Here is a 22,173-nt window from a genome sequence, read left to right on the forward strand (position 1 = left end):
ATGCGCATCGCCCTGCTCAAGGTCGAGATCCGCTACGAACAGGATGTTGTCCTGGCGCGGCGGCGCGCCCGCCAGATCGCCCAGGGGCTTGGCTTCGCAGCCCAGGATCAGGTGCGTATCGCCACGGCCATGTCGGAACTGGTACGCAACGTCTTTCAATATACGCCCGGCGGCCGGGTCGAATTCGCGGCCGAAGCGGGCACGCCCGGCAAGTTCCTGATCCGGGTCATCGACCGCGGCAAGGGCATCAAAAATCTCGATGACATTATGAGCGGCCGCTATGTGTCGAAAACCGGCATGGGGGTCGGCCTGGCCGGCGCCCGTCGCCTGGTCGATGGCTTTACGATCGACTCAGGACCCGGCGGCACCGATATCGAAATGGCCTGTACTCTGCCCAGGCGAGCGCCGGCTATCACCCCGCAGACGGCGGCAACGATTGCCGCGGCGCTCGCCACCGAGGAACCGCAAAACCCGTTCGAGGAGATGCAGCGGCAGAACCAGGAACTGCTGGCGGCCCTCGACGAGGTGCAGCGCCAGCAGGTTCGCCTGACCCAGCTCAATCTCGAACTGGAGGAAACCAATCGCGGCGTCGTCGCCCTGTCGAGCGAATTGGAACAGCGTGCCGACTACCAGAAGCGCACGTCGGACCTGAAGACCGAATTCCTGTCGACCATTACCCACGAACTGCGTACGCCTTTAAACTCGATTATCAGCATAGCCTCGATCCTGCTGGACCGCATGGACGGCGAGCTGACCGACGAACAGGAAAAGCAGATCGCCTTTATCCAGGGCAGCGCGCGCGAACTCTCGGCCATGGTCAACGACGTGCTGGATCTCGCCAAGGTCGAGGCCGGCAAGGTCATCATCCGGCCGCGCCGTTTTGAGATCGCCGAAATGTTCCGTGTCCTGCGCGGCATGTTGAAGCCGCTTGTTCAGCCCGGCCACCCGGTCGAACTCATCTTCGATGACGCGTCGGACCATCCGCCGGTTGTCAGCGACGAAGGCAAGGTGTCGCAAATCCTGCGCAACTTTATCTCCAACAGCCTGAAATACACCAAATCGGGCGAGATCCGCGTCTCTGCCCGGGCCATTGACGGCGATTGGTTCGAATTCGCTGTCGCCGACACGGGCATCGGTATCGCCCTGGACGACCAGGATCGCATCTTCGACGATTTCACTCAGATCGAGGGCGATCACCAGATGCGCATCCAGGGCACGGGTCTGGGCCTGCCGCTGTCGCGCAAGCTGGCCGACATGTTGGGCGGCCACGTCGTCGTCAACAGCGAACTCGGCAAGGGTTCGACATTTGCGCTGGTTCTGCCGCGTCATTATGGCGGGCTCGACGAAGTCGACTACACCACCTCCCACGCTGAAGTTAGCGGCATACGCCACGATCGCGTCCTGCTGATCGACGATCACACCCCCGATCGCTACATCCTGCGCAAGTCCATCGAGCGTTACGCCGACACGATCATCGAAGCTGTGAGCGGACTGGAAGGTCTCAGTTCGGCCAAGGCGTCGCGGCCGTTCGTCATCTTTCTCGATCTCAACCTGCCGGACATGTCGGGCGAAGATGTCCTGGCCGAACTGAAACGCCTGCCGGAGACGCGCGATATTCCGGTCGTCATCAACAGCAGCAAGGCCTTGACCGCGGCGGAGATCGAGGGCCTGTTGGAAGGCGCCGTCGCGGTATTGTCCAAGTCATTACCGCATAGCGAACGTTCGCAAAAGATTGCCGCCATCTTCAACGACATCGATATGCGCCCGAAGGTCAGGTCCCATGCCTAATACGCCTCGCACCGGCAAATCCGAGACCGTCCTGATCATCGACGATACCGAGACCAATCGTTATGCCTTTTCGCGCCTGTTGGCCAAGGCGGGCTACAAGACGCTGCAGGCCGGAACCCTGCGCCAGGGCATGGCGCTGCTGGAAAGCAATGCTGTCGACCTGGTCATGCTCGACGTCAACCTGCCGGACGGCACTGGCTTCGACATGTGCGTAAAAATCAAGGCGCAGCCGGATTATGCGTCGACTCCGGTCCTTATGACCTCGGCCCTGTTCATCGAAGGCCGAGACCGTGCCCAGGGTTTGGACTGCGGCGCCGACGGTTACCTGACCACGCCGATCGACGCGCTGGAACTGACGGCCACCGTCAAGTCACTGCTACGCGTACGCGACGCCGAGCACCAGCTCAAGGAGGCGCTTGACAAGGCCGAACGCGCGAACAACGCCAAGAGCGAATTCCTCGCCAATATGAGCCACGAAATCCGCACGCCGATGAATGCCATTATCGGCCTGTCCAATCTGCTGGCCAGATCGCCGCTCAATGCCCAGCAGACCAAATTCGTCACCACGCTGAAGCAAAGCGCCGACAGCCTGCTCGCCCTGGTCAACGACCTGCTCGATATTTCGAAGATCGAGGACAACAAGATAGAACTGGAAGAGACCGTCTTCCACCCCAGCGCCGTTGTCGCCAATGTCGTCAAAATGTTGTCGCCACAGGCGGTGGAAAAACAGGTCGCTCTGACGGCGCAGGTCGCGCCCGGAACGCATGACACCTTTATTGGCGACCAGCACAAGCTCCATCAGGTGCTTTTGAACCTGGTCAGTAATGCCGTCAAATTTACCGACCACGGCACCGTGACGATAACGACAAGCGAAAGCATGAACGACGGTGGCGAGACCCGGCTGATCATCGCGGTGCGCGACAGCGGCATCGGCATCGCACCCGACTCCATCGAAAGAATTTTTGACAAGTTTGTCCAGGCCGACAGCTCCACGACTCGCCGGTACGGTGGCACCGGGCTCGGTCTTCCTATTGCCCGTAGCCTGGCCGAACGTATGAACGGAACGCTCACCGTGGCGAGTACGCCCGGCGAGGGATCGACGTTTACGGTCACCCTGCCTCTGCTGCGCGCTGAACCCGAAGTCGCCGTCGCACCTTTGACGCGGCGCGTGCCTGAGCGTCCGCGCAGCGGCCGCGTACTGGTTGTCGAGGACAACGCCGCCAACATCGTCGTCGCTGCGGCGGTGCTCGAAAATATCGGCTACGAGGCGATCATTGCCGCAAATGGCGCCGACGCCCTGGCCTTGCTGACGCAATACCCTTTCGATCTGGTCTTGATGGACGTCCAGATGAACGACATGGACGGATATGAAACGACGCGCCGAATGCGGGACCGTGAACGAGAAACAGGTGCCGTGCGCTTGCCGGTCATTGCCATGACGGCCTTCAGCATGGCCGGCGACCGGGAAAAATGTCTGGCGGCCGGCATGGATGACTATTTGTCAAAACCCATTGATATCGCGCTCTTCGAAGATATGCTGGGCACCTATATTCCGCAACCTGGCGTCTAAATCGCCCAACGGCAGGCTTGGTATCAGCTGAACCTATACTGACCGACAAAGGCCTCGATCAGGCGCACCAAACTCTCATTCCGGATCATGCTCTTGCCGTGATCGCCGGACACCCAGACCAGGGTGCGTTGTGTCGCTTCCGGCCAGAAAGCCAGCTGACGCTCGACGCGCATCGGGTAGACGTCGACGACAAAGGTCGACAAACTATCCATGCCTTTTGCCTGCTTTTCGTAGGTAAAGGTACCGAAGATCTCGCGGTCGATCTCACCCATCAGCCCGGCCTCTTCGTAGGCTTCGCGCGCGGCTGCGTCGGGATCGCTCAGACCCTCCATCGGCCAACCTTTCGGAATGATCCATTGGGCCGTGCCGCGGGACGTGACAATCAGGACCTCGATGTCTCCCGCGGGAGACAGGCGATAAGGCAAGGCGCCGACTTGTCGAAAAGGTAGTGCCACTCGGGTACCGATATCTGTCAAAGCACGCGCCGCAGGCCGAAATACAGTACGCCCGCCAGAATGATCGTCGCCGGCAAGGTCAGGACCCAGGCCAGGGCGATGCCGCGGATCGTGCCCCACTGAAGGCCCGAGCGGTTGGCGGTCATGGTGCCGGCTATGCCACCCGACAGGATGTGCGTGGTCGACACCGGCAGCCCCAGGCGTTCCGCCGCGAAAATGGTAATGGCGGCGACGATGCCGGCGGCGGCGCCCTGGCCATAGGTCATTTTGGAATTGCCGATTTTTTCGCCGACCGTGACGACGATACGGCGCCAGCCAACCATGGTGCCGAGGCCGAGCGCCAGGGCCGTGGCGACCTTCACCCAATCGGGAATATAGCGGGTCATGTCGTTGAGGGTCTTTTGCAGGCCATCCAGCGCCTTGGTATCGGCTTCGGCTGGCGCCGGCTTGGCGGATTTGAGGATGCTGAGCGCGCCATTGACCAGGTACATATCATTGCGCAACTGCGACATGTCGGCGGCCGGAACGTTGCGCAAACCACCATGATCCCGGACCTGGGTTTCGATACGATCGGTCATCATGGCCAGGGCGCCGAACAGGTCGCGCGTGTCGATCCGGCGTGAGCGGACAGCGGCATTGACGGCATTGCGGGCGATGGCGAGCGTCGGCACGCTTGCTCCCTGGGCACGGGCGGCGAAGGCGGCCTCGCCGGCCTGCAGCGTGGCGATATAGGCCGGCTGATGGGCGTCCGGCAGGTTGCGATTCAGCGCGTAGGTCGCCGGGGCCACGCCGATCAGGATGATCATGATCAGGCCCATGCCCTTCTGGCCGTCATTGCCGCCGTGCGCGAAGGACACGCCGGTACAGGCGGCGATCAGGGTGGCGCGGATCCACAGCGGCGGCGGCGCCTCGCCTTGCGGGGCTTCGTAAAGTTTCGGATTGCGGATCAGCAGCTTCATGGCGAAGAGCAGCAGGCCGGCAGCGACAAAACCGATCAGGGGCGAGAAGATCAACGCCTTGCCGACCTTGGCGGCCTGCGTCCAATCGATTCCGGACGTAGCATTGGCGGCGGAGGTCATCAGCTGATTGGCGATGCCGACCCCCATGATCGAGCCGATCAGGGCATGCGACGAGGAATTGGGAATGCCGAGCGCCCAGGTGCCGAGGTTCCAGATGATGGCGGAAATCAGCAGGGCGAAAATCATGGCATAGCCGGCGCCGGTGCCGACCTGCAGGATCAGTTCGACGGGCAGCAGCATGACGATGCCATAGGCGACCGCGCCGGTCGACGCCATGACGCCCAGGAAATTGAAGGCGCCGGACCAGATGACCGCCGTCAAGGGTCGCATCGAATGGGTGTAGATGACGGTCGCGACCGCATTGGCCGTATCGTGGAAGCCGTTGACGAATTCGAAGCCGAAAGCGATCACCAGCGCCAGGCCGAGAAACAGAAAAGCGTCGATGGCGATCGGCCGGCCGATAAGGACCGCGTCCTGGTGCACGCTGTACCCGACATAGGCCAGCCCAAGCAGGATCGGTATTATGAACAACAGGGACAGCGACAGTCCGGATTTGCGCGGCCTGGGCGGCGTCGCCACCGGGCCGGGCGTTTTAATTTCAGCGGAAGCGTCAAACATGATCGGCTCTTGAAAATGGCACCCTGGAACCGCCGGAAGGCAGAATTCGCGCCTCTTTGGCAGGCCGGAGAGCAAGAGTCGATCTGTTTTTGTGACAGTTTGATGACAGTTCGGACGGCACGAGTTCGAATTGCGAACACCGTGGGCGCGGTTTTGTACGGCCGCAAAAGCTATGCCGCGCAATAGTCTGGTGTTTTCATAGCGAAATAGGACGCACACAGACAATTGCGCACCGCACCCACGGCCGGACAAATTTCACCGGTGGGCGCGTGAGGCGGCTAAGCCTCGTCGACAATCGAGTTCCGCAGCAGGCCGACCCCGGATATATCCACTTCGATGACGTCGCCGGGCTTCATCCACACCGGCGGTTCGCGCTTGGCGCCGACGCCGCCGGGCGTGCCCGTCAAAATGACATCGCCGGGATTGAGCGTGGTGAAGCCCGACAGATAGGCGATGATCACCGGCAGCGGAAACAGCATATGGTCGAGCGTCGCGCTTTGCATGACTTGGCCGTTGAGGCGGGTGGTGACACTGACGGCGTTGAGATCGTCGATTTCATCCGGAGTCACCATCCACGGCCCCAGGGGACAGGTCGTCGGGAAGTTCTTGCCCGGCGCGAACTGCGTCGTGTGCCATTGCCAGTCGCGTACCGAGGCGTCGTTGGCGCAGGCCAGGCCGGCAACGTGGCTCATGGCGTCGGCCTCAGCGATATAGCGCCCGCCCTTTCCGATAATGACGGCCAGTTCGCCTTCATAGTCGAGCGAGGTCGAGACCTTCGGGCGGACGATATCGCCGCCATGGGCGTTGAGCGTATCGGCAAAGCGCAGGAAGATGGACGGGTGGCCGACCTTGGCGCGGCCGGTTTCGACGCGATGGCTTTCGTAATTGTGACCGACGCAGAAAATCTTGGCCGGATTGGTGACGACCGGCAGCAGGGCGATATCCTTGAAGGGAATGGTCGCTTCGGCTGTGAGACCCGCCAACGCGTGCGCCTTCAGGGCCGCGACCAGATCGTGCGGCGCGCCGGGGACAGCGCCAAGATCGGAGACCTTGTCGGCGTCTACATGGCCGTAGGTGGCGCGGCCGTCATGGAGGTAGGATACGTACTTCATTACAGGACTTTCTCTTCTGTCTCCAAATCTCACCGAGATTTGGCAAGTGCGACTGCACGCCGCCGCGATGGCGAGCCCGCGCGGCCTATGAGCGCATTAATGGAATATAGCGGAACACACGTTCGGCCTTGCCGAGGCCTTCGAAATCCTTGTCGGATATGCCCCACTGATCGATGCGGTTGGGCGGCCAGGTCCAGTCTTCCGGGGCGCCGGCCTTGTAGTCGTCGGCGACGATCTCGACGGCGGTCGAATATTCGATAACCGCGCCGAACGGCGAGATGTAATAGGCATAGACATTGTCGCCCGGACCGTGGCGGCCGGGGCCCCAGGCGGGTGTGGCGCCGTGGTCGCGCATGCGGCCGATACCGCGCATGACGGCGTCGATATCCTGCATCTCGAAAGCGATATGGTTGAGCGAGGGAAAGCCTTGACGCGCGAAGGCAACACTGTGATGCGACGGCGAGCAGCGGACGAAGACCATGCCCTTGGTGCGGTCGGAGACCGTGAAGCCGAGCGCCTTTTCGGTGACCGTGGCCGTGGCTTCGGCGTCGGCCGAGTTCATCACCACGTGGGTCAGTTTGACCGGCAGGTCGCGGCCCTCGATCGGCGCGACCTCGGTGGCGCCGGTGAGGAAGCGGAAGACCTCGCCTTCGGGCAGCTGCACATAGAGCCCCTCGCCGCCGCCGGGATCGCGCGAGACAGTATCCTCGACAGGCAGGCCGTATTCGGTGGCGCCGGCACGGATGCGCGCCAATTCCTCCGCCTCGACCGCAAAGGTCGTCGAACAGACGCCCGGCCCTTCGCTTTCGCTCAGGGAAACGAGATAGGGAAAGTTCCCCGAACCGCGCAGATAGCTGGTGACGCCGACGATACCGGCATCGGCGAGGCCCCAGATATTCAGTAAAAAGTCGCGCGCCGCGGCGGCATTGGGCAGGTTGAGCTCGATACTCCGTAGACGGATCATTGGCCGGCTCCGGTATCATAGGCCAGGCCGGCGGCTTCGAGGCCGGCTATGGCGCACAGTTCGTCATTGTCGCCAGTGTCGCCGCTGACCCCGACGGCGCCGATGATCTCGCCCGCCCCATTGCGGATCAGGACACCACCCGGCGACGGCGCCATCTGGCCGTGGCTGACGGCATAGAGGGCGGTGTAGAAACCGGGATTGGCCGCGGCGCGTTTGGCCAGGTCGCGCGTGCCGTAGCCCATGCCGATGGCGCCCGCCGCCTTGGCCGTGGCGATATCGAGACGGAGGAAACCGGCGCCATCTTCGCGTTCGAAGGCGACCGGTCTTGCGCCACCGTCCAAGACGACGATGGCGAGCGGCGACAGGGCCTTGTCGCGCGCGGTCTTGAGTGCCGTGGCGATGATCGTGCGGGCGTGAGCGAGGGTGAGTTCAGGCATGATGGGTCATTCTGGTGGGAGCGATGGCAAGCTGGGCGGTTAACTGGTCTAGGAGCGCGGTGGCCGGCTGTCCGTCCGTGGCCCAGCCATAGACATAGTGGTCGGGCCGCAGCAGGACGGCTGAGGCCGCGCGGGCGTCGAGCAGGGCTTCGAGCGCGCCCTGGCCGGTAACGTCGAACACGCGGATGCCGAGTTGCGCGATCAGCGGATGGTCGACGCCTGAGCGCGTCAGCAGGACGAAGCCCTGGCCGGTGGCATCGTCGAGCAAGGTATCACCCAGGCGGGGCTGGACGAAGCGCTCCCCTGCCCCATCGGCGACCAGGCCCGCGCCATAGGGTGCGATCAAATCGGCCGCCGTGGCGATATCGCCGCCCTCGCGCTGCTTGCGGCGCAGATTATCATCGCGTTCTGCCGCCTTCAACGGATCCAGTTCGCAGATATAGCGGCCGGCGGCGACGGCGGTGGCGATGACGTGACGCACCTGGGGCTCGCGCTCCTGCTGATAGGTATTGAGAACACCATCGCCGGCCAGCCCGCGCAGAACCAGGTCGAGCTTGAAGGCCAGGTTGGAGGCGTCGCGCAGGCCGTGACACATGCCCTGGCCGAAAAAGGGCGGTGTCTGGTGGGCGGCGTCCCCCGCCAAAAAGACATTCGCCTGGCGCCAGGCGGTAGCGACGCGCGCATTGAATTTGTAGGTCGCCGTGCGCACAATGGTGTAATCGCAGCCCTGCAGCCACGGGTCGACCAGGGCATGGATCGAGGCCGGTTCGACGATGACAGCCTCATCTTCGCCAGGCAGCAGCATGAATTCCCAACGTCGGTGCTTGGCGCGGCCGGGGACGATGGTCGCCGGGCGGCGGGGGTCGCAGGTCATGACCGACAATTGCTGGACGTCGGCGCCGGCGGGCAGGCCGGGGATGGGCGGGAAGCTGATCGGGCCGTCGACATCGGCATCGACAACCAGCCAGGCTTCCTCGAAATCGAGGTCGTCCAACGCAATGCCGAGGCCGGTGCGCACGGGGCTGCGGGCACCGTCGCAAGCGATGACGAAACGGGAGAGGAAGGTGTCGTCGCCGGCCGTCACTTCACAACCTTGGGAAAGGTTACGCACGGCGGTGACCGTGACGCCTTCGCGGAACTCGATATTCGGAAATCTTTGGAAACCGGCACGCAAACAGGCTTCCAGTTCCGGCTGATAGAAGAAATAGTCGTTGGCCCAGCCGAAACGCTTCGGCATGCCGACACTGCCCATATAGCGGATGACATCGCCATCGGCGCCGAGATGCATATGGCCCTGGGTTTCGCGCGTCAGCGGCAGGATGGCGTCGACCAGCCCCATCTGTTGGAACAGGCGCATCATTTCGTGGTCGAGATGGACGGCGCGCGGCAGCGGAAAGGCGCCGGCGAATTGTTCCAGCACCAGGACCTTGTGTCCGGCCTGGCCCAGGAGGTTGGCGGCGACGGCGCCGACCGGGCCGCAGCCGATGATGATGACGTCGTAACTCATGACAAGGCCTGTTTCAGAAAGGCCAGCAGACGCGGCGCGGCAAAGGCGCAGTGGCTGGAGGGCTCGGTCATATCCTCGGCCGAGAACCACATATGGCCGGCGCCCAAAACCGGGATGCAGGCCACTTGCGCGCCGGCCTGGCGCAGGCGTTGCGCAAAGGCGAGCGACTGGGCACAGTCGATATCGTGGTCGTGGTCGCCATAGATCAGCTGCACCTTCAGCTGTGCGGCGGCGCGGGTGACGTGGCTCATCGGCGAGGCATCGAAATAGAGGCGCGGATTGTCGATCGGCGTGGCGCCAAGCATGCGCACAGTTGGCTCTTCGCCGGGCGCCGGATTCTTGACCAGGTCGCTTTGCCAGTGGGTGGTCAGGTCATAGACGCCGTAAACGCCGACCAGGGCGCGGACGCCGGGCGTTTGCAGGGCGACAAGGGCCGCGAGATGCGCGCCGGCCGAGGCGCCGAGCAGGGCGATGCGACGGGTATCAAGACCGTGTTGTGCGCCGTGAGCGCGGACATAGTCGAGCGCGGCAGCGACGTCGCCGACATTGTGCGGCCAGACCGCGCCCCCGGTCGTCAATCGATAGCTGGTCGCCAGCATGGCGATGCCGTTGGCGGCGAGGAAATGCCCCCATTGGGACAGCGCTTTACGCGATCCGCGCCGCCACCCGCCGCCATGGACAGCGACGACGATCGGGTGCGATCCGGCGGTGTCGGGCAGGTAGAGATCGCCCGTCACCTCGCGGGCGGCATCGATAGTGATATCGGGCTTAAGCATGTTCTTCCCGGCTGGGCACCGGGGCAATGGGGGTGCGGGTCGGCAGCTTGCATTTGTGGAACTTGCCGCCCTTCATGATGGCCAGCAGGTTGTCGCGGTTTTGCAGAATGCGCACGTCCTTGGTCACATCGCCGTCGACCAGCAGGATGTCGGCAAGGTACCCAGGCTTGATCTCGCCGATATCGAGCTCCATCAGCTCGCCGCCCAGTTTCGTCGCCGCGACAAGGACCTCTTTCTGGCTATAGCCGAACAGTTCGACGAAGTGTTGCAGGTCGCGGGCATTGGCGCCGTTGGGATTGAACGGGAAGCCGTAATCGCCGCCGATCAGCACGCGAACACCGCGCTTCTTGAGTTCCGGAATCAACTTTTTGGCGCGCTCGATGACCGGCTTGGCCATTTCCTTCATTGACGACATGTCGATATGGGGTGGCGGATTGGCTTCCAGCGTGGCGACGATGACACCGATAGCCGGCGCCATGAAAATGCGATCCTTGGCGGCGACCAGCATGTCGATCGCCTCCTCGTCGGCATAGGTGCAGTGGTACATGACGCGCACGCCGGCGCGCAGGCCCATCTTGACCGCCTCATTGCCCTGAGTGTGGGCCGACAAAGGCAGGCCGACCTCACGCGCCGTTTCGCCGGCGGCCTGGGCCTCCTCCTCGGTGCACACGAGGTGGTGCGACGAACCGGGATTGAGGGCGTCTTCGCCGGACAGGGCCAGCTTGACCTGATCCATGCCGAGCGTTTTGCACTTCCTGACAAAGGCGCGCATGGCATCGGGGCCCCGGCCGTGATTGACCGAACCCGGCTTGCTTTCGTCTTCTTCCGGGCTGCGTTCCAGGGTGCAGGCGCGCAGGCGCGGCCCGGGCAGATAACCCTTGTTGATATCGTCACGGATGACGACTTCGATACGCTCCGACAAGGCGCCGGCGCTGTAGGCGCTGGTAAAGCCGCCTTCGAGCAGGATACGGGCGTTTTGCGCCGTCACCAGCATCATTTCCTCGAGCGGCAGAACGAATTCCGGTACAAAGCGCTCGATCGACGATGGCCAGGTCAGGTGAGCGTGGGCCTCGACCATGCCGGGCATGAGGACGGAGCCATTGCCGTCGATGACCTCGGCGCCGTCCTCGGGAATCTTCGGATCTTTCTTGGCGAACAGGCCGTCCGGGCGGCGGCTGACGCGCGTGATGCGCTCGCCCTCGACCAGGACTTCACCCGGAAAAAGATCGGAGCCCGAGCCATCGAAGATACGGACATTCTTGAATAAAATACGCTTCACGAGATTCATCCACTGTTAGGCCCACGCTGGCGAGGGCTCGTCTCATTATGTGAGATCGTTATGGCGGAACTCATGAACGGGCGATAATTCAATCGACCCATAGGTCCTATCAGCGCGGTTTATGGATCAGCGGCTTTATCACTCATACAGCTGAGTGGCCGTGGGACCTAGAAGTCCTTGGCGCAGGCGACAAGGAACTCCTTCAACCACAGGGTACCGGCATCATTGTCCTTGCTGCGGTGCCATTGCACGCATTCGGTAAAGGTGGCGATTGGCACCGGCGCCTTCAGCACGCGCAACGGCAAACGCTCGGCCAGCAGTTTCGCCGTACGCGTATGGACGGTGGCGATATAGGGTGTGCCGACAATGGTGTCGGCGACAGCGGCGAAGGTCGGGGCATAGACAACGATGCGGCGTTCGATGCCCAGCATGTCGAGCGATTTCTGCTCGATATGTTTGGGATTTTTTGGCCCCAGGGTCACGCTGACATGGCGCATGGCGAGATATTCCTCGGTTGTCAGCGTCTTGCCGACATCCGTATTGCCGCTCCACACGATACACGAAAAGTCATCGCTGAACAAAGGCACGCACGGGTGCTGGGGAAAGGTAAGCCCTTGCGGCGTAATCAGAAAATCGACCTTACCCTCAGCCAGCAACGGGGACGTCATCTCCGAATTGAGCATGACCAGGATATTGATATTGGGCGCCACCTCGGCCATCCGCCGGATCGCCAGGGTGAGGAAGGCGCTATAGACATAGTCGGAACAGATCAGCGTAAAATCACGCTCCGCCGTCAGCGGATCGAAATCCGAACGCGTCATGATGATGCGTTCGATCTCCTCGAGCGCCGCCTGAACCGGCTGGCCCAGGGTCTTGGCGAACGGCGTCGGTTCGAGCCGGCGGCCGACCTGGACGAACAGCTCGTCTTCGAAATGGATGCGCAGCCGTGCCAGGGAGTTGCTGATCGCCGGCTGGGTCAGGCTCAGCAGCTTGGCGGTCTCGCTGACGCTGCGCCCTTGCAGAAGGTGGTCGAGGATCACGAGAAGATTGAGATCGAGCCGATGAAATCGCATGATGTCCCTAAATCTCTATTGATTTGATTTATTTTTTTGAGGGGCTGGTCGCTTGGCGTCGCGCTTAAAATACACGCCCGTCCACCGTTCGCAAGCCATAAGCCTGAGTGATGGATTGCATTGAACGATTGAATTTGCGGCATGATGTCGCCTCCCCTAGCCTGAAGAGGTCGAAAATAAGGCGGCGCGTACAAGGCCGTCAGGACGCACACACAGGGAAGGAAAGGCGACCACATGACTCGCCCCACAAAAACGAATATTCTGGCCTTGATGGCTACCACCAGCCTCATCTCGCTCGGCTTTGCCGCCGGCGCCAGCGCGCAGGCAACCGCGACCACCGAAGACACCACGGTCGTCGTCGTTACGGCGCAAAAGCGTGAACAGAAGCTGCAGGACGTGCCCATGGCCATTACGGTCGCCGGCGCCGCCCAGCTGGAACGCCAGCAGATCACCACCGTCCGCGACCTCGATCGCGTCTCGCCGGCCGTCACCTTCGTCGACGGCGCACCCGGCGGCGGCGCCGGCATCCGCGGCATCGCCACACAATCTTTCACCCCCTCGGCCGAAGCCTCGGTCGGCATCGTCGTCGACAATGTCCCGCAAGGCAATGTCAACGTCTCGAACCTGTTCGACATGGAGCGCGTCGAGGTCCTGCGCGGCCCGCAGGGCATGTTGTTCGGCCAAAGCGCCTCGGCCGGCGTCATCAATATGGTGACCAAGGCGCCGAAGATCGGCGACGTTTCCGGCCGTCTGCATATGGACTTCGCCGACAACGGCACGGCCGGCAGCGAATATGGCGAAGCCGTCGTCCAGGGCGTGATGAACCTGCCGATCGACGATCATTCAGCCGTGCGCTTTTCGGGTTTCTACAACAATGTCAACGGCGTCGAGCACGACAACGCCCAAAACGGCGACAACCAGAATACCGATTTCGGCTTCCGCGTCCGCTACCTTAACAACCTGACGGACAATCTGAAGCTCAACATCATCGCCGATTACGACCATCAAAAATACGAAGGCAATCATACCTTCGTCTTCCGTTCGGCAGCGACTCCCGCCGTTGTGGCGGCACTGGCGGCATGCGGCATTACCGCATCTGAAGACAACAATGTCGGCTGCTCGCTGTTCCCATCCAACGAATCCTACGACAATGCCGGTGTGTCGGCGCAGTTCGATTACACGATGGGCGACTATACCCTGACTTCGGTGACGTCGTTCCGCCTGCGCGACCTCGGTCACAACACGCTCGACATCGTCGCCCTGCAAGGCGCGGGCATCTATCCGCAACTCTATCAGGATCAGACCGGCAAGTTGCGCCAGACATCGCAGGAATTGCGCATCACCTCACCGGCGGGCGGAGCTTTCGACTGGGTCGCCGGCGCCTATCTGTCGCGTTCGACCTACAATAACCACGGTTCGCGCGGTCTGACCATCATCCCCGATCCGGTGGCCAAGATCCAGCAATTGGGCGACTATGCCACCAGCACCGATACGGCGGCCGTGTTCGGACAATTGAACTGGCATTTCACCGACAAGCTCAGCGGCCTGATCGGCGCCCGTGTCAGTCAGGTGGATGTCGCCGACCGCGAAGTCTTCACCAAGACCATCCACCTGCCTTTCCTGCCCTTCCCGCCGTTCACGCCGGTACCGTTCGAAGCCGACCTGTTGTCCGGGGCCGCTCCGCATACCGCCCAGCTCGACACCAGTGTCAGCAATGTCTCCGGCCGTATCGGCCTGCAATATGAGTTCAACGCCAACCTGATGGCCTATGGCACGCTGAGCCGCGGTTTCAAGGCGCCGCAGATCAACGACACGGTCTTCCAGGACGATGCCGGCAATATCCTGGCGCCCGTCGTCGTGCGTCCCGAAATCCCGACCTCCGCAGAACTCGGCATGAAGGGTATGGTCGGCAAGGTCGGGATCGACGTCAATCTCTTCTACACCAAGGTCAAGGATTATCAGGGACAAAGCTGCGTCTTCACGCCGGCCCTGACCTGCGGCCCGAAGAACGTGTCGGAAGTCATTTCCAAGGGTCTCGAAATCGACCTGTTCGGCAAGCCCATGCCCAACCTGACGCTCAATGGCGGTTTCATCTATAATCCGGTCACCTATCCCGACGCCTATGTCGGCTCGGACGGTTCCAATCTCGGCGGCACCCAGATGACCGGCGCACCGAAGTACAAGTTCAACCTGTCGGGCGAATATGTCTTCGACCTGACCGGGGATTACCAAGGCTTCGTCAATTTCGACACGACCTACAAGAGCCTGATCCACATCTATCCGTCGACCAGCACCCTTTACGATGTCGCGGCCCATTGGATCAGCGGCGGCAAGGTCGGCGTCCGCTTCCCGGATCGCAAGACGACCCTCTCCCTCTATGTCCGCAACATCGGCAATACGCCGGACCCGATCAATATCTACCCCGGCCCGCAGGGTGGCGACACCCAGCAGATCATCGGCAAGCAAGGTCTGCGCGTCGTCGGCATTTCATTCGACAAAAGTTTCTAAGCCAGCTCGGCCCTGCCCTGGCCCGTCCCTCCCCCGGGGCGGGCCTTTTTTACTTCAAGGACTATCTCCATGACCCTGTCCCGCCGCTCCGTGATGGCCGCCGCCCCGCTCAGCCTGCTGGCGTCTCAGACGTTGGCCAAGACTCTGGCCAAAACACCGGGCTTTACCTTCCCCAAGGACTTCCTTTGGGGCGCCGCCACCGCCGGCCACCAGGTCGAGGGCAATAATGTCAATTCCGATATGTGGTTTCTCGAACACCTGAAGGGCGGGCCGTTCAGGGAGCCGTCCGGCGATGCCTGCGACCACTATCATCTCTATGACCAGGACATCGCCATGCTGGCGAAGCTCGGGCTCAACACCTATCGTTTTTCGCTGGAGTGGGCGCGCATCGAGCCGGCCAAGGGCGAGTTTTCCGCCGCCGAAATGCACCACTATGTCCGCGTCGCCCAGGCCTGTATCCGCCACGGCGTCAAGCCGGTCCTGACCTATAATCACTATTCCGTGCCGGTCTGGTTCGCTGCCCAGGGCGGTTTCGAGAACCCGGAATCGGTCGAGCTGTTCGCCCGCTTCTGCGATTATGCCACCAAGGCTATCGGTCCCTATATCGCGCTGGCCGCCACCTTCAACGAACCGCAACTGGGCATCGTCCTGCACTGGATGTTGCCGGACTTTATCGTGGCCGGCATGAAACAGGCCATGGCCGACGCCGCCAAAGCCGCCGCCAGCGACCGCTTCGCCAGCATCCAGTTTGGCGATCAGGACAAGATGCTGCCGAACCTGCTGGCCGCCCATGCCCGGGCCTATGAGGTCATCAAGGCCGGTCCCGGCGACTTCCCGGTCGGCGTCACCCTGGCCGTCCACGACGTCCAGGCCGTCGGCCCCGACAGCCGCGCCGACGACATGCGTAAAAGCTGTTACGGACCGTGGCTCGATATGGCCAAAACCCACAGCGACTTTGTCGGCGTGCAGAACTATAGCCGCATCCGCATCGACGCCAATGGCCCGATGAAGCCCGAGGCCGGGGTCGAACTCAACCAGCAGGGCGAGGAATTCTGGCCGGACTCGCTGGAACACGCCATCCGCTATGTCTACGGCGAAACGCAGAAGCCGATCTATGTCACCGAAAACGGCCTGGCGACCGAGGACGACACCCGGCGCTGCGACTATATTCCGCGTGTCGTCCAGGGCGTCGCCAATTGCCTGAAGGACGGCCTGCCGGTCAAATCCTATATCCACTGGTCGTTGATGGACAATTTCGAATGGGTGTCCGGCTACGGCCCGAAGCTCGGCATCGTTGCCGTCGACCGCACGACGCAAAAACGCACCATCAAGCCCAGCGCCGTCGTGCTCGGGCGCATCGCCAAAGCCAACCGCATCTAGCCCCGAGGCCATCATGAAACTGAAAGTTCTTCTGCTCGCCGCCGCCTGCCTGCTGGCTTCGCCTGTCCATGCCCAAGACAAGCCCGGCTTCGGCGAATTCGCCGCCATGTTCCAGGCCCATCCGCCGCAAAAGATCGCGACGCCGGACCTGAAAGCCATTCCCCTTTCCGACTCCGGCTCACCCGACAGCAATATCTGGGAGACCATGGAAGGTTGGCGCACCCTGCGCAATGTCACCCAGCCGGCCATCTACCCGGTCCTGCCCGCGCCCGGAACAGCCAATGGCTCGGCCGTCATCATCGCGCCGGGCGGCGGGTTCCTGACCCTGGCCTTCGATACCGAAGGCTACGAGGTCGCCAAATATCTCAGCGCCCGCGGCATAACCTGCTTCATCCTGACCTATCGCATCGACCCGACCCCGCCCGACGTCGAGGGCCTGGGCAAGACCATCTTCTCACGCTTTGCCGCGCCCAAGCCGCGCATGACCCACGCCGACAGCAGCTTTGCCTCAGTCCCGCTGGCCCAGGCCGACGGCCTGGCCGCCATGGCCTATGTTCGCGGCCACGCCGGCGACTTCGGCATCGATGCCCACAAGATCGGCTTCATGGGTTTTTCCGCCGGCGGCATGACGACGATGAATGTCGCCACAGCCTATGACGCCGCGACCCGGCCGGACTTCATCGGCGTCATCTATGGCGGCGGACCTGAGCGCCCCGTCCCGGCCGACGCACCGCCCGCCTTTATCGCCCTGGCCGCCGACGACCCTTTGCTCGGCTATGCCAGCATTCCGATCTTCGACGCCTGGCGCGAAGCCGGCAAGGACGCCGAACTGCACATCTATGCCCACGGCAGCCACGGCTTCGGCATGCGCCATGTGGGCACCAGCTCAGACCACTGGATTGAAGACTATTACAACTGGCTGGTGGCTGAACACCTGGCAAACGCACAATAGAGGGAGACACGCCCATGGCCGAACATGAACGCGGCGAAGGCACTGCAGCGCAAGGTATCCTGCTGTGCTTCCTGTCCACCCTTTCCGTCGCGGCGGCGCTGCTGATCGCCCCGGTCCTGCCGGCCATTGCCACGGCCTTTGCCGGCGACCCGCAGGCCCAGACCAAGACCATACTGGCCCTCGCCGTGCCCGCCCTGGTCGTCGCCATCACGGCGCCCTTTGCCGGCCGGCTGGTCGACAGGGTTGGCCGCAAGGGCGTGCTGCTCGTCTCGCTGGCCCTGTATCTCGTCTGCGGTCTGGCGCCATTTCTCCTGACCAGCCTCGACCATATCCTGATCTCGCGCATTGGCGTCGGCCTGGCCGAGTCCGGCTTCATGACCGCTTCGACCACCCTGATCGGCGACTATTTCAAAGGCCCGCGCCGTGAAAACTGGCTGGTCGTTCAAACCGGCACCGCCTCGGTCGCCGCCGTGGTCTTGACGGCCGTTGGCGGCATGCTGGGCCAATATGGCTGGCGCGCCCCGTTCGCCGTCTACGGCCTGGCCCTTCTGTTTATCCCGCTGGTCATGCTGCTGATCCGCGAACCGAAACATGAAAAAGCTCAACAGGTTCAAAAGTTTCCGCTCGGTCGCGTCCTGCCGCTCTACGTCATCGGCCTGTTCGTCGCCATCCTGTTCTTTATCGTCCCCATTCAGACGCCCTTCCTGCTCACCGAACGCGGCATGGGCGCCCCGCAAATCATCGGACTGACCAGTGCCGCCGGCGGCATTGCCGTGCCCCTCGGCGGCCTGATCTTCAAGATCCTGTCAAAATGGAAGCTGTCGCAGCACCTGCTGCTGGCCTTCRCCCTGATTGCCGGCGGCCTGATGCTGTTCGTCGGCGACGGCCGCTATTTTGTCACCTGCGCCGGCATCGTCATAACCGGCCTGGGCTGCGGTATCACCCTGCCCGCCATACTGACCGCCATCATGGCCCGCCTCAATTTCGAACAGCGCGGCGCCGGCACCGGTGGCTGGCAGACCGCCTTCTTCCTCGGCAACTTCGTAAGCCCGGTTCTGGTTCTGGGTCTCACGGCCCAGATGCACGGCCTGGCCACGGCCCTGTTAGCCCTGGCCGGCGCGGCGGCGGGCGCCGCCGTGCTCAGCCTGGTCGCCGCCTTGATCCCGCTCCGACCCTCGCAATCCGCCGCCTGACGCGCGCCACGGCCTTCTTCACCATGCACCGGGTTGGGGGCGGAAAATAGCAGCCATCATTCTTTGTGATTTGCGACCATAAGTCCCATTATGTAGTTTGCAATATCAAATAATGGCCGAACAGCCCGAGGAAACACGATGAAAAGCCTGAAAGCCGCCCTGCTCGCCTCCGTATTTCTCCTGCCCTTGCCGGTGGCGGCGCAAACCCCGGCAGCGACGGATCCCGTGGCCGCCGCCTTCGCCAATCCGCCGCAAAGCGCCCGGCCGCGCGTGTGGTGGCATTGGATGAACGGCAATATCACCAAGGCGGGCATCCAGAAGGATATCGACTGGATGTCGCAGGTCGGTATCGGCGGACTGCAGAACTTCGACGCCTCGCTGATGACGCCGCAACTGGTCGACAAGCGCCTGGTCTATATGACGCCGGAATGGGACGACGCCTTCCGTTTCGCCGCGCAATTGGCCGATCAGAAGGGGCTTGAATTCGGCATCGCCGCCTCGCCGGGCTGGAGCGAAACCGGCGGGCCGTGGGTGCAGCCGAAGGACGGCATGAAAAAGGTGGTGTGGAGCGAGACCATCGTTGCCGGCGGCAAGGCCGTGTCCGTCAAATTACCGGCCGAACCGCGCATGACCGGGCCCTATCAGGCCATGCCGATGTTGCCCGACATCATGGGCCCGGCGCCCGATCCCAACAAGGCGCCGCAATATGGTGCCGATATCGCCGTCTATGCCGTTCCGGTCACGGCCAGGGCCTTGCCGGCCCCGGTGATCCGTTCCGGCGATACCATGTTGGACGCCGCCGCCCTGGCAAGCGTCGGGGCCGGCGCCGACCTGCCGCCCCTGTCCCCCGACAAGCCGGTCGTGGTCACCATCGATTACGCCGCGCCGCAGACCGTCCGTTCCGCCACCCTCTACTTCCCCGGCGCCGCGACCACCTTTGACGCCGCCAGCTTCACGCCGGTGCTGGAAGCCAGCCACGACGGCCAAACCTGGCAAAAGGTCGCCGACGTGCCGCTGACCCAGGTCCCGAGCACCGCCGGCTTCGCGCCGGTGACCGCGGCGCATTTCCGCGTCGTGCTGACCGGTAAGGCGCCCGCCCTCAATCCGGCCTTCATGCCGGTGCCCGGCGCCGACCTGGGGCCGTTCGCCTCTTTCGGCCAGCCGGCGGCCTTGCATCTCGGCCAACTGGCCCTGTCGGCCGAGGCCGCCGTCAACCAGGCCCAGGCCAAGGCCGGCTTTGCCACGGCCAACGACTATTACACCCTCGATGCCGGGGTCGACTCCAGCGAGGCCGGGGTGCCTGCCAGTGCGATTATCGACCTGAGCAACAAGGTCGCCGCCGACGGCACGCTCAACTGGACTCCACCCAAGGGTCAGCCATGGAAAATCGTCCGCATCGGCTGGTCGCTGACCGGTACCGAAAACCATCCGGCCACGCCCGAAGCCACCGGTTTGGAAGTCGACAAATATGACGGCCCGGCGGTACGCGCCTATATGGAAACCTATCTCGGCAAGTATGAAACCGCCGCCGGCAAGGACCTGATCGGGGCCCACGGCGTTCGCGCCATGGTCACCGACTCGACCGAGATCGGCTCGTCCAACTGGACGCCGGCCATGCTGGATCAATTCCAGCGCTTGCGCGGTTACGATGCCCGGCCATGGCTGCCGGCCCTGACCGGTATCATCATCGGCACGCGCGCCCAGACCGACGCCTTCCTTTACGACTATCGCCGCACCCTGGCCGACCTGGTCGCTTCCGAGCATTACGGCACGGTGGCGACGGTCGCCCACGAACACGGCCTGACCCTCTACGGCGAAGCGCTGGAAAGCACGCGCGTCACGCTCGGCGACGACATGGCGATGCGCAGCCACGCCGACGTACCGATGTCGGCCATGTGGACCTATCACCCTGAATTCGGCCCCAGCGCGACCGCCCTGGCCGACATGCGTGGCGCCGCTTCGGTATCCCACATCTACGGCCAGAACCTGGTCGCCGCCGAATCCCTGACCAGCGCCCTCTCCCCCTGGGCCTTCGCGCCGGCGGACCTGCAGCCCATGATCGACATGGAGTTCGCCAGCGGCGTCAACCGGCCGGTCATCCATACCTCGGTGCATCAACCTCTGGGCGACGACAAGAAACCCGGCCTGTCGCTGATGATCTTTGGCCAGTATTTCAACCGCAATGAAACCTGGGCCGGCATGGCGCGGCCGTGGGTCGACTATATATCGCGCAATGCCTACATGCTGCAACAGGGCCGTTTTTACGCCGATGTCGGCTATTTTTACGGCGAGGAAGCCCCGCTCGTCACGCTCTACCACGACAAACCGCCGGCCGACGCACCGGTCCGTTACGCCTACGATTTCGTCAATGCTGACGCCCTGATGCAAAAGCTTTCCGTCCAGGACGGCGACGTCGTGGCCGACAGCGGCGCGCGCTATCGCGTGCTCTATCTCGGCGGCAGCAGCGACCGTATGACCCTGGCTACCCTGCAGCGTATCGATGCCCTGGCCGAAGCCGGCGCAACGATCGTGGGTAATGCGCCGATCACCTCGCCCGGCTTGAACGACGATCCGGTGACGTTTTCCGCCCTGGTCAAAAAGCTATGGAGCGGCGAAGCCGTCACCCAGGTCGGCAGGGGCCGGGTCATCGCCGGCCATGATGTCGAAGCCGCCCTGGCCTCGGTCGGCCAACAGCCCGACTTCAGCTATTCCGGCGACGCGCCGATCCTGTTCGTCCACAGACGCCTGGCCGACGGCGATCTCTACTATGTCGATAACCGCACCAAGACGCCGGTCACCACCGAGGCCCGTTTCAACGTTACCGGCAAGGCGCCGGAGCTATGGCATGCCGACACCGGCAAGAGCGAGCCCGTCAGCTTCCTCACCGACGGCGGCGCGACGGTCGTGCCGCTGAACCTGGCACCACAGGAATCGGTCTTCGTCGTCTTCCGCCAACCGGCGACAGCCACCTCGGCAACCGTCACACCCGCGACCTTGTCGAAGATCGCCGATGTCGACGGCGCCTGGGATCTGAGTTTCGACGGCCTGGCCGCGCCGGCGCCAGTCGCCTCAGGCCATCTCGGTTCCCTGACCGACAGCGCTGATCCGGCCGTCAAATATTTCTCCGGCACGACCGCCTATCACACCACCCTGATCTTGCCGAAGGGCGTCAAGCCCGGCACGCCGCTGCGCCTCGACCTCGGCCAGGTCGGCGATGTCGCCGAAGTCTTCGTCAACGGGAAATCCGCCGGTATCGCCTGGAAGGCGCCCTACGCGGTCGATATCGGCGGGCTCACCACCAAAGGCGAGAACGACATCGAGATCCGCGTCGCCGATCTATGGGTCAACCGCTTGATCGGCGACGCCCAGCCCGGCGCGCAAAAGGTCACCTTCACCGCTGCCCCGACCTATAAGGCCGACGCGCCGCTGCGGCCGTCGGGCCTCATCGGTCCGGTCATCCTCCTGGGCCAACCGTAAAGGACCCGCCGTGATCGCCGTCTTGGTCGGCGTCCTGGCCGGCCTCAACGGCAGGGGAGGCCTGC

Annotated in this window: 16 protein-coding genes; 7 read left to right on the top strand and 9 right to left on the bottom strand. The window is 63.1% G+C overall.

The genetic code is table 11. The features are described 5' to 3' along the window. Complete coding sequence (locus tag AC1DX3_RS06055; RefSeq protein WP_476988348.1) at positions 1-1,788, top strand: ATP-binding protein; 1,788 nt, start codon at positions 1-3, stop codon at positions 1,786-1,788. Then, the gene (locus AC1DX3_RS06060) at positions 1,781-3,358 is read left to right on the top strand and encodes a response regulator (RefSeq protein WP_476988349.1); all 1,578 of its coding nucleotides are present in this window, start codon (positions 1,781-1,783) and stop codon (positions 3,356-3,358) included. Before AC1DX3_RS06055 ends, AC1DX3_RS06060 begins: the two co-directional genes overlap by 8 nt. A 23-nt stretch (positions 3,359-3,381) precedes the next feature. On the opposite strand, the gene AC1DX3_RS06065 is transcribed toward AC1DX3_RS06060, so the two are convergent. The 9 genes from AC1DX3_RS06065 to AC1DX3_RS06105 all read right to left on the bottom strand — a co-directional run bounded on the left by AC1DX3_RS06065 (position 3,382) and on the right by AC1DX3_RS06105 (position 12,598). Next, complete coding sequence (locus tag AC1DX3_RS06065) at positions 3,382-3,783, bottom strand: NUDIX hydrolase (RefSeq protein WP_476988350.1); 402 nt, start codon at positions 3,781-3,783, stop codon at positions 3,382-3,384. Positions 3,784-3,830: 47 nt separating this feature from the next. After that, on the bottom strand, positions 3,831-5,450 hold the full coding sequence (locus AC1DX3_RS06070; protein ID WP_476988351.1) for an inorganic phosphate transporter: 1,620 nt from the start codon (positions 5,448-5,450) through the stop codon (positions 3,831-3,833). 278 nt (positions 5,451-5,728) lie between these two features. Next, positions 5,729-6,562: a fumarylacetoacetate hydrolase family protein gene (locus AC1DX3_RS06075; RefSeq protein ID WP_476988352.1), complete on the bottom strand. Its 834-nt coding sequence runs from the start codon at positions 6,560-6,562 to the stop codon at positions 5,729-5,731. A gap of 85 nt (positions 6,563-6,647) precedes the next feature. Then, a complete protein-coding gene (locus AC1DX3_RS06080; protein ID WP_476988353.1) occupies positions 6,648-7,526 on the bottom strand; it encodes a VOC family protein in 879 nt (292 codons plus the stop codon). Continuing rightward, positions 7,523-7,963, bottom strand: a complete 441-nt coding sequence (locus tag AC1DX3_RS06085; protein WP_476988354.1) for a GlcG/HbpS family heme-binding protein — start codon at positions 7,961-7,963, stop codon at positions 7,523-7,525. Before AC1DX3_RS06085 ends, AC1DX3_RS06080 begins: the two co-directional genes overlap by 4 nt. Beyond that, the gene (locus tag AC1DX3_RS06090; protein WP_476988355.1) at positions 7,956-9,470 is read right to left on the bottom strand and encodes a bifunctional 3-(3-hydroxy-phenyl)propionate/3-hydroxycinnamic acid hydroxylase; all 1,515 of its coding nucleotides are present in this window, start codon (positions 9,468-9,470) and stop codon (positions 7,956-7,958) included. The genes AC1DX3_RS06085 and AC1DX3_RS06090 overlap by 8 nt, the downstream gene beginning before the upstream one ends. After that, positions 9,467-10,246 (bottom strand): alpha/beta hydrolase fold domain-containing protein, encoded by a 780-nt coding sequence (locus AC1DX3_RS06095; RefSeq protein WP_476988356.1) that lies wholly within the window; start codon positions 10,244-10,246, stop codon positions 9,467-9,469. Before AC1DX3_RS06095 ends, AC1DX3_RS06090 begins: the two co-directional genes overlap by 4 nt. Then, on the bottom strand, positions 10,239-11,525 hold the full coding sequence (locus AC1DX3_RS06100; RefSeq protein WP_476988357.1) for an amidohydrolase family protein: 1,287 nt from the start codon (positions 11,523-11,525) through the stop codon (positions 10,239-10,241). Before AC1DX3_RS06100 ends, AC1DX3_RS06095 begins: the two co-directional genes overlap by 8 nt. A 167-nt stretch (positions 11,526-11,692) precedes the next feature. Beyond that, the gene (locus AC1DX3_RS06105; protein ID WP_476988358.1) at positions 11,693-12,598 is read right to left on the bottom strand and encodes a LysR family transcriptional regulator; all 906 of its coding nucleotides are present in this window, start codon (positions 12,596-12,598) and stop codon (positions 11,693-11,695) included. Between the two features lie 234 nt (positions 12,599-12,832). On the opposite strand from AC1DX3_RS06105, the gene AC1DX3_RS06110 reads away from it, so the two are divergent. The 5 genes from AC1DX3_RS06110 to AC1DX3_RS06130 all read left to right on the top strand — a co-directional run bounded on the left by AC1DX3_RS06110 (position 12,833) and on the right by AC1DX3_RS06130 (position 22,108). Then, entirely contained in the window at positions 12,833-15,106 is a 2,274-nt protein-coding gene (locus AC1DX3_RS06110; RefSeq protein ID WP_476988359.1) for a TonB-dependent receptor, read from the top strand. A gap of 69 nt (positions 15,107-15,175) precedes the next feature. Then, positions 15,176-16,486, top strand: coding sequence for a glycoside hydrolase family 1 protein (locus AC1DX3_RS06115; protein ID WP_476988360.1), 1,311 nt, complete (start codon positions 15,176-15,178; stop codon positions 16,484-16,486). A 13-nt stretch (positions 16,487-16,499) separates the two neighbouring features. Continuing rightward, positions 16,500-17,438, top strand: a complete 939-nt coding sequence (locus AC1DX3_RS06120; RefSeq protein WP_476988361.1) for an alpha/beta hydrolase — start codon at positions 16,500-16,502, stop codon at positions 17,436-17,438. Positions 17,439-17,452: 14 nt separating this feature from the next. Next, positions 17,453-18,631 carry an MFS transporter gene (locus AC1DX3_RS06125; RefSeq protein WP_476988362.1) on the top strand — a complete coding sequence of 393 codons (1,179 nt, stop codon included), beginning with the start codon at positions 17,453-17,455 and terminating at the stop codon, positions 18,629-18,631. Positions 18,632-18,769: 138 nt separating this feature from the next. Beyond that, on the top strand, positions 18,770-22,108 hold the full coding sequence (locus AC1DX3_RS06130; protein WP_476988363.1) for a glycosyl hydrolase: 3,339 nt from the start codon (positions 18,770-18,772) through the stop codon (positions 22,106-22,108). Positions 22,109-22,173 lie beyond the last annotated feature (65 nt).

This window comes from Asticcacaulis sp. P2_B1, from assembly GCF_056404915.1.